Source organism: Qipengyuania sp. (genome assembly GCF_965277845.1).
GTDB lineage: Bacteria > Pseudomonadota > Alphaproteobacteria > Sphingomonadales > Sphingomonadaceae > Qipengyuania.
Genome location: NZ_OZ255844.1, coordinates 1,601,778 through 1,617,873, shown reverse-complemented (window position 1 = coordinate 1,617,873; position 16,096 = coordinate 1,601,778). Strand labels below are relative to the sequence as shown.

The window sequence follows — 16,096 nt, the reverse complement described above, 5'->3', positions numbered from 1 at the left end:
CAGGCGCTTTCGCATAGCTATGCGTTTACTTGCTGGTCTGGTTGAGGAACCAGATGCGCTCTTCGGTCTGGTCGATCCAGTCGTCCACGATACCGCTGGTGGCATTGTCGCCGACTTCTTCCGCCGCTTCCTTCACTTCGCCGAGGCGCGTGTGCAGCTTCCGATTGTCGTCGCGCAATTCCCTGACCATCGCATCGGCAGTGAGGGTCACGTCGTCCTGATCGTCGATGCGCGTGTGCTTCATCACGCTGCCGATCGAGGTGAGCGTATACTCGTCGTTCTTGCGTACGCGCTCGCCCAGATCGTCGACGGTGCCGATAAGCTGGGCGGCCTGCTCGTCGAACAGAACGTGGAGGTCGCGAAAGCGCGGCCCCGCCACGTGCCAGTGGAAATTCTTGGTCTTGAAATAGAGTGCGGTCGTATCCGCCAGCGCTCCATTCAGCGCGCTGACGAGACCTGCTTTCGAATTGTCGCCGACTTCGGCCATGTAGTGTTCCCCTTCGTGGATTGGATATTCACCTCACCAACGGCCAATTCACGCTTGGGTTTCTAGATTATGGATAGTCGCTGTGATCGCCTTATCCGATTATACCGCGGGCGCTCAATCCCGTGATCATTGCGAGTATGAAAAGCAATACGGCAAGGCCGATCCTGATCGTACGCAGCGGCAGCCGTTCCTCCAGCCTGTTCGCCATCGCCCAGCCGACGAAGACGGCAGCGCCGCCCCCCAGCGCCCCACCGAGGCCCGCCAGCGGCCAGGATGCGAACACGACCGCAAACGCAGCCACGAGAAAGCGCGAGGCATCGGTCAGCTGGCGAGCGAACAGCACGATGGCGATCGCGCCGAGCGAGCGGGTGGGCTCTTTCGGCGCCTTTTCGCGGTTCGGCCAGGCGCATTCGAACGCCGCCAGCAGCAAAGCGATGGCCACGAACATGGTCGATGAGTTTTCGGACATCGTCTGCGACAATTGCGCCCCGAACCAAGCGGCAATCGCTGCCGCCGCCGCCGAACTGGCCAGCGCCACCGCCAGCAATCCGTTCGATCCGCCCAGCACGCCTGCCAGCCGCGAAACAAGCAACTGGTCGCGCGCGCCGGTAGCGGCAAGGAAGCTGGCGACCATGGCGAAGATCAGCGATGTCATGGCGGTTCCCGCTCCCCTTCCTATACCCGACAGCATGCGATAGCACGCCGCGGCGAGAAACACAGAGGGAGAGCATTTCGTGCAATTGACGAAGGGCATGGCGGCGGTCGTAACCGGCGGCGCATCGGGTCTGGGCAAGGCGAGCGCACAGGCGCTCGCGGACGCAGGGCTCAAAGTGACAATCTTCGACGTGAACGAAGAGGCGGGCGAAGCGCATGCCAAAGTGATCGGCGGCATTTTCGCGCGTGTCGACATCACCGACGAACAATCGGTGATCGAGGGTTTCGACAAGGCGCGCGCGGCACACGGACAGGAGCGCGTCACGGTCCATTGCGCCATGACCAGCCGCCGGGGCAAGACGCTGGGCTGGGACAAGGAAAACGGGCGCTACAAACGGCTCGCGACCGAGGATTACGCTTTCGGCGCGGAAGGGATCCTCGTCTCCTCCTATCGCATCGCCAGCCATTCGGCGCTGGGCATGGCCAATAGCGAGCCGCTCAACGAGGATGGCGAACGCGGCTGCATCACGCTCACCGCCAGCGTCGCGGCGCAGGACGGGCAGATCGGCCAGGTCATCTACGGCAGCTGCAAGGCGGGCGTGAACGGCCTCGTGCTGCCGATGGCACGCGACCTCATGGATATCGGCATCCGCGTGAATTCGGTCATGCCCGGCATATTCGCCACCCCGCTGATGTTGGGCATGAAGGATCGCAATCCGCAGATGTGGGACCAGCTCAACGCCAGCGTGCCCTTCCCCAAACGCCTCGGCCATCCGGAAGAGTTCGCCTCGCTGATCTGCGAGATTGCGCGCAACAGCTACATCAACGGCCACCAGTTCCGGCTGGATGGCGCGATCCGGATGCCGCCGAAATAGCGAGGGTTGGGAAGCGCTGGAGCGGGTGAAGGGAATCGAACCCTCGTCGTCAGCTTGGGAAGCTGCTGCTCTACCATTGAGCTACACCCGCCTGCCGCGCCGACGCCCTTGGATCGAAGACGACCTCAGGTCAATGGCCAGGGCATCGCGCGGTGACGAAATCCAAACCGAAAAGCGACCTCCGGCAAAGCGCGCTGGAGGTCGCTTTTCTCTTAGAGTGCCTTGCGCCCTTTAGAATCGGTAGCTGACGCCCGCGCTCAGGACCCAGGGGTCGAGCTTGTGCTCGGTTTCGATGGCGAGCGTGTTGCCGGCGAACCAGCGCGCCGTGGTGTCGACGAAATAGCGCTTGGCATCGACGGTCAGGCCAAAGCCGTTTTCGCCGAGCGGGAGGTCGATGCCGGCCTGCAGCACAAAGCCGAATTCGTCGGAGAAGGTGGTGCGCGTCACACCCAGCGGGATGGTGTCAGCGCCCGGTTCGACATCGACCCACCAGAAATAGGTCGCACCTGCGCCGACATAGGGCTTCGCGCCGCCGACATCGAAATGGTACTTCGCGGTGAAGGTCGCCGGGATCACCTTGGCATCGGAAACCAGTTCCGCCCCGGGCAGGCCCGAAACCGCATCGACATCGTGCTGAGTCAGGCAGCAGATCGTTTCGATCGAGACGTTCGGCGCGACGAAATATTCCACCGCCAATGTGGGCACGAAATTATCGTTCGCCTCGGTCTGCGTGCCTGCCGGCAGGCCGACGATATCGGTCCTCAGTTCGGTAATCTCGCCATCGGGCGCGACAAGGGTGCCGAGCAGCTTGACCTGCAGCTTGCCGTCGTTGTCCTGCGCCTGTGCGGGGGTGGCGATCATTGCCGCACCGGCAAGAGCGCTCGCGAGCAACTTGTTCATTTCCTTGGTCCTCATGCGCTGCAGTGGTCGCCCCATGCGTCCCAGGATGGTTGCAGCGCTCGAAGTCCTTCTGGAGATCGAATTTTCCGCCTTCATTGATCTGCGTCAAAGAAATCCGCTTTGCGAAGCGCGACTAGAGGGCATGACGAATTTCCCCGAAGCCTTCGATCGGTTCGCACGCAAAATCCTGTCTGCGAACCTTTCCGACGCGGCACATCTCCGCTTTCAGTCGCTTGCCCGGCTGGTGGCGCTGGACAGGGACCGCGCCCTCGAATTCGAGGGCACTTCTTCGCAGCTCATCTTCGTTGGACACGGAGCAACCAAGCTGGTTGCCCATGCTTCGGAGGCGCGCGACCAGATCGTCGCCTTCCATTTCGTCGGCGACGTGTTCACGGTGCCCGAACAGGACAATTATTCCTATTCGGTCTGCGCCTTGCGCGATTGCGACCTGCTGACCTTCAGCGCGAACGAATTTCTCGACCTCGCGGCGAGCGAGGCACCGATCCTGCGCCACCTGCTCGACAACACCACCGGCTCGCTCAGGCGCTGCCGCGAGAAGACCATCGCTCTGGGGCGCAAGACCGCATCGGAAAGGGTAGCGGTGTTTCTCCTGGCGATGGGCGAACGCATCGGGGTGGGAAAGGGCGGATCGGTCCTGCTCGAACTGCCGATGTCTCGCCGCGACATCGCCGAAAGCCTCGGCCTGACCATCGAAACCGTCAGCCGCCAGCTCAGCCTCCTGCGCGAGGCTGGGGCGATCGCGACCACCGGCCGGTCGGGCATCGTGCTGCACGATGTCGGGATGCTGAAGGCTCGCGCGGGGTACCTGCGTGATGCCGCCTGATTTCTTTCGCCAAATTGATTCAGATCAATGCGGCTGCCGGGCCGGCAGCCTAGGCCGCGCTCAAACGGACGGAGACCCTTATGCACGCTGAAGCCGCGCTGGGCCGGATTGGCCTGTGGTTCATTATCATGCTCGCGGCGATCGGCGCGGCGGTTGCGGCCGCCGACGCGGGATTTGCCGCGCACGCCACGATAATCGCCGCACTCGCATTCGTGATGATCTGGATGAGCGCCTCGCGCTTCGATCCGCTGGGCAAGGCACAGGGCTTCTTCAAGATGCCCGACACGCCCTCGCGTTATGACGACGACGTGATCCGCTGGGGCGTGATCGCGACGATGTTCTGGGGTCTTGCTGGACTGCTTGCGGGCGTGTTCATCGCGGCGCAGCTTGCTTTCCCGCAGCTCAATTTCGAGCCCTATCTCAATTTCGGTCGCGTTCGTCCGCTGCATACCAGCGCGGTGATCTTCGCCTTCGGCGGCAATGCCCTGCTCGCGACGAGTTTCTACGTCGTCCAGCGGACCTGCCGTACGCAGCTCGCCTTCCCCGGCCTCGCCCGCTTCGTCTTCTGGGGTTACCAGCTGTTCATCGTGCTGGCCGCGACCGGCTATCTGCTCGGTGTCACCCAGTCGAAGGAATATGCCGAGCCCGAATGGTACGTCGACCTGTGGCTAACGATCGTCTGGGTGGCCTATTTCGTCGTCTTCGTCGGCACGCTGGCGAAGCGCAAGGAACCGCACATCTACGTCGCCAACTGGTTCTACCTCGCCTTTATCGTGACCGTGGCGATGCTGCACATCGTCAACAACCTCGCAATGCCGGTGAGCCTGCTGGGCGCCAAGAGCTATTCCGCCTTCGCCGGGGTGCAGGATGCACTGACCCAGTGGTGGTACGGCCACAACGCGGTCGGTTTCTTCCTGACTGCGGGCTTCCTGGCGATGATGTACTACTTCGTCCCCAAGCAGGCCGAACGCCCGGTCTATTCCTACCGCCTGTCGATCATCCACTTCTGGTCGCTGATCTTCCTCTACATCTGGGCAGGTCCGCACCACCTCCACTACACCGCGCTGCCCGACTGGGCGCAGACGCTGGGCATGGTCTTCTCGATCATGCTGTGGATGCCCAGCTGGGGCGGCATGATCAACGGGTTGATGACCCTCAACGGCGCGTGGGACAAGGTCCGCACCGATCCGATCATCCGCATGATGGTGATGGCGCTGGCCTTCTACGGCATGAGCACTTTCGAAGGGCCGATGCTGTCGATCAAGAGCGTCAATTCGCTTTCGCACTATACCGATTGGACCATCGGACACGTCCATTCCGGTGCGCTGGGATGGAACGGGCTGATCACCTTCGCCTGCGTCTACTTCCTGGTGCCGCGCCTGTGGAAGCGCGAGCGGATGTATTCGCTGCGCATGATCAACTGGCACTTCTGGCTCGCGACGATCGGCATCGTCTTCTACGCCGCGAGCATGTGGGTTGCCGGCATCATGCAGGGGCTCATGTGGCGCGAATACGGACCCGACGGCTATCTCGTCTGGTCGTTCGCGGACAGCGTGGCAGCCATGTTCCCGATGTATGTGATGCGCGCGATCGGGGGGATCATGTACCTCTCGGGTGCCCTCATCATGTCCTACAACATCTGGATGACGCTGGCAGGAAGGCTGCGTGAAGAGGCACCGCTGCGCGATGCCGCCTACGACCCGCAGGCCGACCGCCCCATCGTCCAGCCCCGTCCCGAAACCGTTCCGGCCGAATAGGATCGCACGACCATGTCAGACCCCGTCGTCGAAGAAACCGTCAAGGGCCACAAGCGGCTCGAACGCAACATCACCCTGCTGGCCGTGGCGACCTTCGTGACGGTCGCCATCGGCGGACTCGTCCAGATAACGCCGCTGTTCTACCTCGAGAACACGATCGAAGAGGTTGAGGGTGTGCGGCCCTATACGCCGCTGGAGCAGGCGGGGCGCGACATCTACATTCGCGAAGGCTGTTATACCTGCCACAGCCAGATGGTCCGCCCATTCCGCGACGAGGTTGAGCGCTACGGCCACTACAGCCTCGCGGCCGAGAGCATGTACGACCACCCCTTCCAATGGGGCTCCAAGCGGACCGGGCCTGACCTGGCGCGCGTGGGCGGGCGCTATTCGGACGAATGGCACGTTCAGCACCTCGAGGACCCGCAAAGCGTCGTGCCCGAGAGCGTCATGCCGCAGTACGGGTTTCTCAAGGACACAGAGCTGGACATCGGCGATCCCAAGGCGACGCTCACCGCGCTGCGCCGGGTCGGTGTGCCCTATAGCGACGAAGACCTCGAAAGGGCGCATGTCGACATGCTGGCGCAGGCCGATCCCGATGTCGATCCGGGCGACCTCGCCCAGCGTTATCCCAAGGCGCAGATCCGCGATTTCGACGGCGATCCGAACCGGCTGACCGAGATGGACGCGCTGATCGCCTACCTTCAGATGCTCGGCACGCTGGTCGATTTCGAAAGCGCGGCACCGCTCGAGGAACTGGCGGAGGAGAAGGGTCGATGAGCCTCTACGAAACCCTGCGCCATTTCGCCGACAGCTATGCGCTGGTGGCCATGCTGATCCTATTTGTGGGGCTGTGTGCCTGGCCGTTCCGGCCCGGCGCCAAAAAGCGCAACCACCACGCCGCGACGATGATTTTCAAGGGACAAGACGATGGCGAATAAGCGCATCGACGAACCGACCGGAACCGAAACCGTCGGTCACGAATGGGACGGTATCGAAGAACTCAACACGCCGCTGCCGCGGTGGTGGCTGTGGACCTTCTATCTGACGATCATCTTCTCGATCGGCTACGTCATCGCCTATCCGGCCTGGCCGATGATCGACCGGGCAACCGTGGGCGTGCTCGAATGGTCGAGCCGGGGTGAACTGGCCAAGGAGATGAGTGCCGCCGACCAGGCACGCGCCAGCGTTCGCGAACAGCTTGCGCGCACTCCGATCGAGCGCTTGCCCGAAGATAGCGGGCTGATGCAGCAGGCGGTTGCCGGCGGCGCGGCGGCGTTTCGCGTCAATTGCGTGCAATGCCACGGTTCGGGCGCGGCGGGCAGTCAGGACCTGGGCTATCCCAACCTCAACGACGACGACTGGCTGTGGGGCGGCGACCTCAGGGCGATCGAATACACTCTGGTGCACGGCATTCGTGAAAGCGACCATCCGGAAACGCGGTTCAGCGTCATGCCGCCCTATGAGGGTGTTTTCGATAGCGCGCAGCTCGATTCGCTCGTGGATCACGTCCTCTCGCTGAGTGGCAATGCAGAAACCAACGCTGTCGGAACACAGCTATATGCCGACAATTGCGCCGCCTGCCACGGACCGGCCGGCAGCGGCAATCGTGAGCTCGGCGCGCCGACGCTCAATGATGCGATCTGGCTGCGCGGCAGCAGCCGCGAGGCGATCAGGCGCCAGATCCTCCAGCCGCGCATGGGCATGATGCCCAAGTGGGAGGGACGGCTCGATCCGGTGACCATCAAGATGCTCGCCGCCTATGTCCATTCGCTCGGGGGAGGCGAAGACTTCATTGAGGTCGCCGAAGATCCCGAGGTAGAGGTCGATGAACAACCCTGACGAACGCAAACCCGGCGGCGACCGCGATTGGTCGGTCGTCGTCGAGGACGGGGTCGCGAAGACCAACGATCCCGTCTCGAGCGCGGTCGCCGAACCCGAGGCGACGACTCGCCGCCACGAGCCGCACGAACCGCCGCGCGAGCATTTGCCCGAACGGCTCTACGAAAGCCGCGCGGTCGTCCACAACAAGCGTATCGACGGACCATTCCGGCGTTTCAAATGGCTGATCATGGTCGTCACGCTGGCGATCTATTACGTCACGCCGTGGATCCGCTGGGATCGCGGCCCCTACGCTCCCGACCAGGCGGTGCTGGTCGATCTCGCCAACCGCCGCTTCTACATGTTCGGCATCGAGATCTGGCCGCATGAATTCTATTACGTTGCGGGCCTGCTCATCATGGCGGGGATGGGGCTGTTCCTCGTCACCAGCGCGGTGGGACGCGCCTGGTGCGGTTATGCCTGCCCGCAGACGGTCTGGACCGACCTGTTCCAGCATGTCGACCGCTTCGTCGATGGCGACCGCAACGCCCGCCACCGGCTCGACGCCGCGCCGTGGACCTGGGGCAAGGTGTTTCGCCGCGCTTCGAAGTGGACGATCTACCTGCTCATCGGACTTGCGACGGGCGGGGCGTGGATTCTCTATTTCGCCGATGCACCGACATTGTTTCGCGATTTCTTCGTCGGGACAGCCGATCCGATCGCCTATATCACGGTCGCTGTCCTAACGCTGACCACCGTTACGCTGGGCGGATTCATGCGCGAGCAGGTGTGCATCTACATGTGCCCCTGGCCGCGTATCCAGACCGCCATGATGGACGAACAGTCGCTGCTGGTGACCTACAAGGACTGGCGCGGCGAACCGCGTGGCAGCGTCAAGAAGGCGCAGAAAAACCCCGACCAGTTCGGCGATTGCATCGATTGCCAGCAATGCGTGCAGGTCTGCCCCACCGGGATCGACATCCGCGAGGGACCGCAGATCGGCTGCATCACCTGCGCACTTTGCATCGATGCCTGCGACCGGGTGATGAAGGACATCGGCAGGCCGCGCGGCCTGATCGATTATGCGACGCTGGAGGATTGCGAGCGCGAAGCGGCTGGCGAGACTCCGAAATCGCCCTGGCGCACGCTGCTGCGCCCCCGGACGATCGCCTATTTCCTGATCTGGGCCGGGATCGGCGGGGCCATGCTGTTCGCGCTCGGCGTGCGCAGCCACACCGAATTGACCGTCGCGCCCGACCGCAACCCGCCTTTCATGCTGCTGAGCGACGGATCGGTGCGCAATGCCTACACGCTCAAGCTGCGCAATATGGAAAGCCGCCCGCGCGAAATGGAAATCGCGGTCGAAGGCCTGCCCGGCGCGGTCATGTGGACCGAAACGATCAATCGCACCGCTGCGGCGTCCACGCAGACCGTTTCCGTTCCCGCCGACCTCGTCCGTCAGGTACGCGCCTATGTCGCAGTGCCCGCGGGCGTGACCTCTCAGGAATTCACCTTCCGCGTCACTTCGCTCGACGAGCAGCGCGAGAGCGATACCGTACAAACCCGCTTCGATGCTCCGGAGAGCGAACAATGAGACGTGAATTTACCGGCAAGGACATGGCCACGATCATGGTCGCAGGCTTTGGCATCGTGATCGCGGTCAATTTCTACATGGCCTCGCTCGCCATCGGCGGTTTCGGCGGGGTGGTGGTGGAGAATTCCTATGTCGCCAGCCAGAAGTTCAACGGTTGGCTCGAACAGGCGCGCGAGAGCGAGCGGCTCGGCTATTCGGCATCGCTCGAGCGGGATGCCGACGGGCGGCTCGCGGTGACGACCGACGGTGTCCCCGCCTCCGCGCTGCTCACCGCCGATCTCCGGCGTCCCCTCGGCACGCCGGAGGACATGAGCCTGCAGTTCGAACAGACAGGCGAGAACAGCTTCGTTTCGACCCGGTCGGTCCCGACGGGTCGCTGGATCGTGCGCCTTGCGATCGATGCAGGCGGAACGCCCTGGGTGGATGAAGTCCAGATCCGATGAACGCCCCGGTCCCTCTCGATACTTTCGATGCAGCGGTCCTGAAAGACACGCGCTTCACCGTGCCGGGAATGCGGTGCGCGGGCTGTATCGCCAAGATCGAGCGCGGGCTTGCCGACCTGCCGGGCGTCGTATCGGCGCGGGTGAATTTCTCGTCGAAGCGCGTGGCGGTGCGTCACGACGACACGCTCGGCGAACAGGCGCTGGTCGAGGCGATCGCGGCGATCGGGTTCGAGGCACAGGCCGTCGCCGACAACCCGCTCGCGCGCGACGACAAGGAAACGCGGACACTGCTGCGCGCGCTGGCGGTCGCCGGCTTCGGCATGATGAACATCATGCTGCTTTCGGTCAGCGTGTGGTCGGGCGCGGGCGGTGTGACTCGCGACCTGTTCCACTGGCTGTCGGCGCTGATCGCAATTCCCGTGGTCGCCTATGCCGGGCGCCCCTTTTTCGCGAGCGCGGCGATGGCGCTGCGTCACCGGCGGACCAACATGGACGTGCCGATCTCGATCGGCGTCCTGCTTGCCGTCGCACTGAGCATCTACGAAACCGCCACCGGCGGAGAGCATGCCTATTTCGACGGTGCGGTCATGCTCCTGTTCTTCCTGCTCGCGGGCCGCGCGCTCGACGCGACGATGCGCGACAAGACCCGCGCGGGGATCGGCGCCCTGCTCTCGCGTATGGGTCGCAGCGCCACCGTACTGGGCGACGACGGGACCAGCCGCACCGTGAGTGCCCAAGAGCTGGAGCCGGAAATGCTGATGCTGGTCCCGGCCGGAGAAGCGCTGGCGGCGGACGGCGTGGTCGAAGAGGGCGCATCCACGCTCGACAATTCGATGCTGACCGGGGAAAGCGCCGCGCAGGGCGTGGCAGCGGGCGAGACGGTCTATGCCGGGGCAATCAACCTCGGCAATCCGCTCAAGGTCCGCGTCACTGCGGCTGCGTCGAACACCGCGCTGGCCGAAATCGCGCGGCTGATGGACGAGGCGGGCCAGTCGCGCAGCCAATACGTCCGGATCGCCGATCGCGCCTCGCGGCTATACGCTCCGGCGGTCCATTCGCTGGCGCTGCTCGCCTTCGTCGGATGGATGCTGGCCGGCGCAGGCGTGTACCAATCGCTGGTCATCGCGATCGCCGTACTGATCATCACCTGCCCCTGCGCGATGGGGCTGGCGGTCCCCGCGGCACAGGTCGTCGCCTCTGGAGCGCTGGCCAAACGCGGGCTGCTGGTGAAGGACGGCAGCGCGCTCGAACGGCTGGCCGAAGTCGATCTGGCGCTGTTCGACAAGACCGGCACGCTGACACTGGGCGAACCGGTGCCGCGGCTCGATCACCTTTCGCCCGACCAGGCCGGCGTGGCGCTCGCCCTGGCGCGGAACAGCCGTCACCCGCTCAGCCGGGGGATTTCCGGCGCGCTCGAGCGGCAGGGCGTCGTCGCGGCGCCGGTCGAGCACATTCGCGAGCAAGGCGGCCGCGGCGTGGTGGGCTTGCTCGGTGGCGTGGAAGTGGCACTCGAACGCCCCGACGGCGAAACCGCAACCCTCTCGACAAGCCTTCGGATCGGCGATGACAGCGTTATCATCGCCTTCGCCGACCCTGTCCGGAGCGATGCGCAGGAAGTCGTCAGGGTGCTGGCGCGCGACGGCGTCGAGAGCCGGATCGTGTCGGGCGACCGGGCGGCCTCGGTCGAAGGCGTCGCGCGCGACCTCGACATGGCATGGCAGGCGCAGTTGTTGCCGGACGACAAGCTGGCCCTGCTGGAAGGTCTCAAATCCGCGGGCCATCGTCCGCTGATGATCGGCGACGGGATCAACGACGGCCCCGCCCTTGCCGCCGCGCACGCCTCGATCGCTCCCGGCAGCGCGAGCGACGTCAGCCAGCAGGCCGCCGATGCCGTCTTCCTCGGCAAGGCCCTGATGCCGGTCGCATTGGCGGTGGGTGTCGCCCACAGGACGATGCGGATCGTGCGCCAGAATTTCGCTTTCGCGATCCTTTACAACGTCGTCGCGCTGCCGATCGCGCTGGCGGGGATGGTCACTCCGTTGATCGCGGCACTGGCCATGTCGCTGAGCTCGCTGGTGGTCGTCGGGAATTCGTTGCGCCTGGCAAGGGCCGCGCAATGAGCGGGCTTGCCTTTCTGATCCCCATCGCGCTCGGCATGGGCCTGCTCGGACTGGCGGGGTTCTTCTGGGCCATGCGCAAGGGCCAGTTCGAGGACCTCGACGGCGCCGCCCAGCGTATCCTTATCGATGACGAGGAGGACGAGCAGTGACCAATTCGCTTTTCCTCGGCCTTGCCGCTCTGCTGCCCCTTGCCGTGGGTCCGCCGCCCGCGCAGGCGGCAAGCATCACCGCGCAGATTTGCGGAGGCGGGACGATCGAGATCCCGATCGAACGCGACCAGCCGCCGCAGGCACCGTGCACCACCAAAGGGTGTCATGCCGGCTCGTGCCGCAAGAAATTTGATCTCGCTCAATGACGGCCTGATGCGTCCTGCGCACAAGGCGCGCATGTGGACCTATTACCCAGACCTGCTCGCCAAGCCCGTGCCCCGTTACACGAGCTATCCCACCGCCGCCGATTTCGATGAGATACCGGCCGAAATCTACTCATCGGCGCTGCGACAGGTGCGGGGGGAAATTTCGCTCTATGTGCACATCCCGTTCTGCGAGAAGATCTGCTTCTACTGCGGTTGCAACACCGGCAAGTCGAACCGGCGCCAGCGGCTCGAATCCTATCTCGCGGCCCTGCACCGCGAGATCGAGACCGTCGCACGCGAGCTGCCCGACGATGTGCGTATCGGCCGGATCGCCTTCGGCGGGGGCAGCCCCAATGCGATCACCCCCGACGATTTCCGCGCGCTTTTTGCCGCGCTCGCCGGGCATTTCACGCTGGACGAACCCACGCTGTCGATTGAACTCGATCCGCGCACGATGACGGCTGACTGGGCAAGGGTCATCGGCGAACTGGGCATTACACGCGCAAGCCTGGGCGTGCAGACATTCGCCGATCATTGCCAGCAGGCCATCGGCCGCGTGCAGCCGGAAGACTGCATCGTCGAGACGGTCGACTGGCTGCGCGATGCGGGCGTCACATCGCTCAATTTCGATCTCATGTATGGCCTGCCCGGTCAGTCGATGCATGATTTGGAAGACACGCTGCAGCGAACCCGCGTGCTCGGCGCGGATCGGATCGCATTGTTCGGCTATGCGCATGTTCCGCACATCGTCCCGCGCCAGCGCGCGATCGATGCGAGCAACCTGCCCGACCAGGCCGAACGCTTTGCCATGGCCGAGATGGGCTATGCCTATTTCGCAACGCATGGCTACACACCCATCGGGTTCGACCATTTCGCCAGGCCCGGCGGCGATCCGCTCGCCCGCGCCGCCTTCGATGGCACGTTGAAGCGTAATTTCCAGGGCTTTACCGACGACCAGAGCGAGGTGCTGATCGGGCTCGGCGCGTCCTCGATCGGCAGTTTCCCGCACTTGCTCGCGCAGAACGAGAAGAACAGCGGTCGCTATCGCATGCTCTCCTCGCAAGGCTTGCTGTCCGCGAGCAGAGGCGTGGTCCGCAGCGCCGACGACCGCTATCGCGGAGCGGTGATCGAACAATTGCTGTGCCAGGGCCGCGCGCGGCTCGGCGCCTGTCTGATGCGCGAAGCCCATGGCCGGCTGCAGCCCTTCTTCGAACGCGGGCTGGCCACGATCGACCGGCAGTGGCTGGAAATCCTCCCCGAAGGCCTGCCCTACGCGCGTTCGATCGCCGCGATCTTCGACGCCTATCGCCCCGTCTCCACACGCCTCTTCAGTTCCGCCGTGTAAGACCGCGCAGCGGCAATTGGCATTCGCCCATGACCGCGCTAGGCCGCGCGCAGAACGGAAACGACGGGCGGGGCCGCGGGGCGCATGATCAGCGACGACAGAATTGTTCTCGGGCTGCTGGCCCTCGTGCTCGGCTTCGTCTTCGCGACGCGCGACCGGCCCGGCTGGCAGCGCTTCTACGTGTTCGTGCCGATCATCCTCGTCTGCTACCTCGTGCCCAGCCTCATGACGACCTTCGGGCTGATCGACGTTTCCGAAAGCAATCTGTGGCCGGTGGCGAAGGACTATTTCCTCCCCGCCGCACTGTTCCTGATGACGCTGAGCATCGACATCAAGGGCATCCTCGGTCTCGGCAACAAGGCGATCATCATGTTCCTGACCGCCACGGTGGGGATCGTGATCGGCGGTCCGCTGGCGCTGTGGATCGTCGCCCAGTTCGAGCCGGCGGTGATCGGTTCGGGCGACACCGCGGCATGGCGCGGGCTGGCGACGCTGGCCGGGAGCTGGATCGGCGGCGGCGCGAACCAGACCGCCATGCTCGAAGTCTATGGCTACCCGCTCGAAGGTTTCGCCGCGCTGCTCGCGGTCGACATCATCGTCGCCGAGATCTGGATGATCTTCCTGCTCTATGGCGCGGGCGCGCATGAGCGGGTCGACAAGTGGCTGGGCGCCGACAGTTCCTCGATCGCGAGGCTGCGCGATACGATGGCGAATTATACCGAAAGCATCGAACGCGTCGCCAAGGCCAACGACTATGTGCTGCTGTTTGGCGCGACTTTTGCCATCGTCGGCATGTCGCACCTGCTCGGCGGCTGGTTGGGCGGCTTCTTCGCCGCATTGCAAGGCGAGGAAGCGACGCTGGCGAGCGAGTTCTTCTGGGTCGTCGTGATCTCGACCACCGCCGGCCTCGCCGCCAGCTTCACCCGGGCGCGTGAGCTCGAAGGAATCGGCGCGAGCAAGTTCGGCGTATTGTTCATCTTCCTGCTGGTCGCGGTGATCGGCACGAGGATGGATGTGACCAAGATCGCCGATGCCCCCGCCTTCATGGCGATCGGCTTCATCTGGATGCTGTTCCACGTGATCCTGCTGCTGGTGGTAGCCAAAATCATCAAGGCACCGTTCTTCTTCGTCGCCGTGGGAAGCAAGGCCAATGTCGGCGGGGCGGCTTCGGCCCCGGTCGTCGCAGCGGCCTTCCACCCTGCGCTGGCGCCAGTGGGCGTGCTGCTGGCGGTGCTCGGCTATGCGCTGGGCACCTATGGCGCGATCCTGTGCGCGCAATGGATGGCCGCCATCGGCTAGCCGCGGATGTTGGCGATTTTGCCCGAACGCGGTTGATTTCGGACCTCTCGCGGCTATGGGCCGTTAGCAAGAAAAGAGAGGATCTATCATGCGTCAGGTTGACCATTTCATCGTCGGCGGCGGCGGCGGCTCCGCTGCCCGCACCCACCAGATCTGGAACCCGTCCACGGGCGAGGTGCAGGCCGAAGTCCCACTGGGCGATGCGGCATTGCTGCAAAAGGCAGTCGATGCGGCGAAGAAGGTCCAGCCCGCATGGGCCGCGACCAATCCGCAGAAACGCGCCCGCGTGATGTTCGAGTTCAAGCGGCTGGTCGAAGCCAACAAGCAGGAGCTCGCCGAACTGCTCGCCAGCGAACACGGCAAGGTGGTCGACGATGCGCATGGCGACGTGCAGCGCGGCCTCGAGGTGATCGAATTCGCCTGTGGTATCCCGCAGGCGCTGAAGGGCGAATATACGCAAGGGGCAGGTCCGGGCATCGACGTCTATTCGATGCGTCAGCCGCTCGGCATCGGGGCGGGTATCACCCCGTTCAACTTCCCCGCGATGATCCCGATGTGGATGTTCGGCATGGCGATCGCGGTCGGCAACGCCTTCATCCTCAAGCCGTCCGAGCGCGATCCCAGCGTGCCCGTCCGCCTCGCCGAACTGTTCGTGGAAGCGGGCGCGCCCGAGGGGCTGCTGCAGGTCGTCCACGGCGACAAGGAAATGGTCGACGCCATCCTCGACCACGAGGATATCGCTGCGGTCAGCTTCGTCGGCTCCTCCGACATCGCGCATTACGTCTACAAGCGCGGCGTCGCTGCCGGAAAGCGCGTCCAGGCGATGGGCGGCGCGAAGAACCACGGCATCGTCATGCCCGACGCGGATCTCGACCAGGTGGTCAACGATCTCGCGGGCGCAGCCTTCGGCTCGGCGGGCGAGCGCTGCATGGCGCTCCCGGTCGTGGTCCCGGTCGGCCACGATACCGCCGACAAGCTGCGCGAGAAACTGATCCCGGCGATCAATGGCCTGCGCGTCGGCGTCTCGACCGATCCCGATGCGCATTACGGCCCGGTCGTCACGCCCGAGCACAAGGCGCGCGTCGAAGGCTGGATCGACACGTCAGAGAAGGAAGGCGCCGAAGTCGTGATCGACGGCCGCGGATTCAGCCTGCAGGGGCACGAGAACGGCTTCTTCGTCGGCCCGACGCTGCTCGACCGTGTCACCACCGACATGGAAAGCTACCAGGAAGAAATCTTCGGTCCCGTCCTGCAGATCGTGCGCGCCAAGGACTTCGAGGAGGCCGTGCGCCTGCCGAGCGAGCACCAATATGGCAATGGCGTCGCGATCTTCACCCGCAACGGCCACGCCGCGCGCGAATTCGCCAACCGCGTGAATGTCGGCATGGTCGGTATCAACGTGCCGATCCCGGTGCCGGTGAGCTACCACAGCTTTGGCGGCTGGAAGCGCTCGGGCTTCGGCGACACCGACCAGTACGGCATGGAAGGCCTCAAATTCTGGACCAAGGCCAAGAAGGTCACCCAGCGCTGGCCCGACGGGGGCGGCGACGGCTCGAACGCCTTCGTCATCCCGACGATGGGATAGGGAATGAGCCCGGTGCGTTG

General features: G+C 64.4%; 17 protein-coding genes and 1 tRNA gene. 14 read left to right on the top strand and 4 right to left on the bottom strand.

What is annotated here, in order from left to right:
• Positions 1-25: 25 nt before the first annotated feature.
• Positions 26-487 carry a Dps family protein gene (locus ACQY4G_RS07895; protein ID WP_067690546.1) on the bottom strand — a complete coding sequence of 154 codons (462 nt, stop codon included), beginning with the start codon at positions 485-487 and terminating at the stop codon, positions 26-28.
• A 91-nt stretch (positions 488-578) separates the two neighbouring features.
• On the bottom strand, positions 579-1,142 hold the full coding sequence (locus ACQY4G_RS07890; protein WP_421990061.1) for a hypothetical protein: 564 nt from the start codon (positions 1,140-1,142) through the stop codon (positions 579-581).
• A 79-nt stretch (positions 1,143-1,221) separates the two neighbouring features.
• Here ACQY4G_RS07890 and ACQY4G_RS07885 point away from each other — a divergent pair, with 79 nt between their 5' ends.
• Complete coding sequence (locus ACQY4G_RS07885; RefSeq protein ID WP_421990059.1) at positions 1,222-2,016, top strand: SDR family oxidoreductase; 795 nt, start codon at positions 1,222-1,224, stop codon at positions 2,014-2,016.
• 17 nt (positions 2,017-2,033) lie between these two features.
• Here the strand turns inward: ACQY4G_RS07885 and ACQY4G_RS07880 are convergent.
• Together ACQY4G_RS07880 and ACQY4G_RS07875 are read right to left on the bottom strand one after the other, a co-directional pair.
• A tRNA-Gly gene (locus tag ACQY4G_RS07880) sits at positions 2,034-2,107 on the bottom strand.
• 140 nt (positions 2,108-2,247) lie between these two features.
• Complete coding sequence (locus ACQY4G_RS07875; protein ID WP_421990057.1) at positions 2,248-2,916, bottom strand: OmpW/AlkL family protein; 669 nt, start codon at positions 2,914-2,916, stop codon at positions 2,248-2,250.
• A 142-nt stretch (positions 2,917-3,058) separates the two neighbouring features.
• Between ACQY4G_RS07875 and ACQY4G_RS07870 the strand changes: the two genes are divergently transcribed.
• From ACQY4G_RS07870 to ACQY4G_RS07810, 13 genes are all read left to right on the top strand, one after another.
• A complete protein-coding gene (locus ACQY4G_RS07870; RefSeq protein WP_421990055.1) occupies positions 3,059-3,760 on the top strand; it encodes a helix-turn-helix domain-containing protein in 702 nt (233 codons plus the stop codon).
• A gap of 80 nt (positions 3,761-3,840) precedes the next feature.
• Positions 3,841-5,517, top strand: a complete 1,677-nt coding sequence (ccoN, locus tag ACQY4G_RS07865; protein WP_421990053.1) for a cytochrome-c oxidase, cbb3-type subunit I — start codon at positions 3,841-3,843, stop codon at positions 5,515-5,517.
• A 12-nt stretch (positions 5,518-5,529) separates the two neighbouring features.
• Entirely contained in the window at positions 5,530-6,294 is a 765-nt protein-coding gene (gene ccoO / locus ACQY4G_RS07860; protein WP_067690497.1) for a cytochrome-c oxidase, cbb3-type subunit II, read from the top strand.
• Positions 6,291-6,455 (top strand): CcoQ/FixQ family Cbb3-type cytochrome c oxidase assembly chaperone, encoded by a 165-nt coding sequence (locus ACQY4G_RS07855; protein WP_067690494.1) that lies wholly within the window; start codon positions 6,291-6,293, stop codon positions 6,453-6,455. The genes ccoO and ACQY4G_RS07855 overlap by 4 nt, the downstream gene beginning before the upstream one ends.
• On the top strand, positions 6,445-7,356 hold the full coding sequence (ccoP, locus tag ACQY4G_RS07850) for a cytochrome-c oxidase, cbb3-type subunit III (RefSeq protein WP_421990051.1): 912 nt from the start codon (positions 6,445-6,447) through the stop codon (positions 7,354-7,356). The genes ACQY4G_RS07855 and ccoP overlap by 11 nt, the downstream gene beginning before the upstream one ends.
• Positions 7,343-8,929, top strand: coding sequence for a cytochrome c oxidase accessory protein CcoG (ccoG, locus tag ACQY4G_RS07845; RefSeq protein WP_421990049.1), 1,587 nt, complete (start codon positions 7,343-7,345; stop codon positions 8,927-8,929). The genes ccoP and ccoG overlap by 14 nt, the downstream gene beginning before the upstream one ends.
• On the top strand, positions 8,926-9,372 hold the full coding sequence (locus ACQY4G_RS07840) for a FixH family protein (protein ID WP_291175004.1): 447 nt from the start codon (positions 8,926-8,928) through the stop codon (positions 9,370-9,372). The genes ccoG and ACQY4G_RS07840 overlap by 4 nt, the downstream gene beginning before the upstream one ends.
• Entirely contained in the window at positions 9,369-11,492 is a 2,124-nt protein-coding gene (locus ACQY4G_RS07835) for a heavy metal translocating P-type ATPase (RefSeq protein ID WP_421990047.1), read from the top strand. The genes ACQY4G_RS07840 and ACQY4G_RS07835 overlap by 4 nt, the downstream gene beginning before the upstream one ends.
• Positions 11,489-11,641, top strand: coding sequence for a cbb3-type cytochrome oxidase assembly protein CcoS (ccoS, locus tag ACQY4G_RS07830; protein ID WP_421990045.1), 153 nt, complete (start codon positions 11,489-11,491; stop codon positions 11,639-11,641). Before ACQY4G_RS07835 ends, ccoS begins: the two co-directional genes overlap by 4 nt.
• Positions 11,638-11,847 carry a hypothetical protein gene (locus tag ACQY4G_RS07825; RefSeq protein ID WP_421990043.1) on the top strand — a complete coding sequence of 70 codons (210 nt, stop codon included), beginning with the start codon at positions 11,638-11,640 and terminating at the stop codon, positions 11,845-11,847. Before ccoS ends, ACQY4G_RS07825 begins: the two co-directional genes overlap by 4 nt.
• A gap of 31 nt (positions 11,848-11,878) precedes the next feature.
• Positions 11,879-13,192 carry an oxygen-independent coproporphyrinogen III oxidase gene (gene hemN / locus ACQY4G_RS07820; protein WP_421993588.1) on the top strand — a complete coding sequence of 438 codons (1,314 nt, stop codon included), beginning with the start codon at positions 11,879-11,881 and terminating at the stop codon, positions 13,190-13,192.
• An 84-nt stretch (positions 13,193-13,276) separates the two neighbouring features.
• The gene (locus ACQY4G_RS07815) at positions 13,277-14,491 is read left to right on the top strand and encodes a DUF819 domain-containing protein (RefSeq protein ID WP_421990041.1); all 1,215 of its coding nucleotides are present in this window, start codon (positions 13,277-13,279) and stop codon (positions 14,489-14,491) included.
• A gap of 88 nt (positions 14,492-14,579) precedes the next feature.
• The gene (locus ACQY4G_RS07810; protein ID WP_421990039.1) at positions 14,580-16,076 is read left to right on the top strand and encodes a CoA-acylating methylmalonate-semialdehyde dehydrogenase; all 1,497 of its coding nucleotides are present in this window, start codon (positions 14,580-14,582) and stop codon (positions 16,074-16,076) included.
• Positions 16,077-16,096: the final 20 nt, after the last annotated feature.

Excerpts from the sequence above, each read along its gene's own strand:
- ACQY4G_RS07875 (WP_421990057.1), bottom strand. The coding sequence starts at position 2,916 with ATGAACAAGTTGCTCGCGAGCGCTCTTGCCGGTGCGGCAATGATCGCC.
- ccoP (WP_421990051.1), top strand. The coding sequence starts at position 6,445 with ATGGCGAATAAGCGCATCGACGAACCGACCGGAACCGAAACCGTCGGT.
- ACQY4G_RS07895 (WP_067690546.1), bottom strand. The coding sequence starts at position 487 with ATGGCCGAAGTCGGCGACAATTCGAAAGCAGGTCTCGTCAGCGCGCTG.
- ACQY4G_RS07870 (WP_421990055.1), top strand. The coding sequence starts at position 3,059 with ATGACGAATTTCCCCGAAGCCTTCGATCGGTTCGCACGCAAAATCCTG.
- ACQY4G_RS07855 (WP_067690494.1), top strand. The coding sequence starts at position 6,291 with ATGAGCCTCTACGAAACCCTGCGCCATTTCGCCGACAGCTATGCGCTG.
- ACQY4G_RS07840 (WP_291175004.1), top strand. The coding sequence starts at position 8,926 with ATGAGACGTGAATTTACCGGCAAGGACATGGCCACGATCATGGTCGCA.
- ACQY4G_RS07835 (WP_421990047.1), top strand. The coding sequence starts at position 9,369 with ATGAACGCCCCGGTCCCTCTCGATACTTTCGATGCAGCGGTCCTGAAA.
- ACQY4G_RS07810 (WP_421990039.1), top strand. The coding sequence starts at position 14,580 with ATGCGTCAGGTTGACCATTTCATCGTCGGCGGCGGCGGCGGCTCCGCT.
- ccoN (WP_421990053.1), top strand. The coding sequence starts at position 3,841 with ATGCACGCTGAAGCCGCGCTGGGCCGGATTGGCCTGTGGTTCATTATC.
- hemN (WP_421993588.1), top strand. The coding sequence starts at position 11,879 with ATGTGGACCTATTACCCAGACCTGCTCGCCAAGCCCGTGCCCCGTTAC.
- ccoG (WP_421990049.1), top strand. The coding sequence starts at position 7,343 with ATGAACAACCCTGACGAACGCAAACCCGGCGGCGACCGCGATTGGTCG.
- ccoO (WP_067690497.1), top strand. The coding sequence starts at position 5,530 with ATGTCAGACCCCGTCGTCGAAGAAACCGTCAAGGGCCACAAGCGGCTC.
- ACQY4G_RS07890 (WP_421990061.1), bottom strand. The coding sequence starts at position 1,142 with ATGACATCGCTGATCTTCGCCATGGTCGCCAGCTTCCTTGCCGCTACC.
- ccoS (WP_421990045.1), top strand. The coding sequence starts at position 11,489 with ATGAGCGGGCTTGCCTTTCTGATCCCCATCGCGCTCGGCATGGGCCTG.
- ACQY4G_RS07815 (WP_421990041.1), top strand. The coding sequence starts at position 13,277 with ATGATCAGCGACGACAGAATTGTTCTCGGGCTGCTGGCCCTCGTGCTC.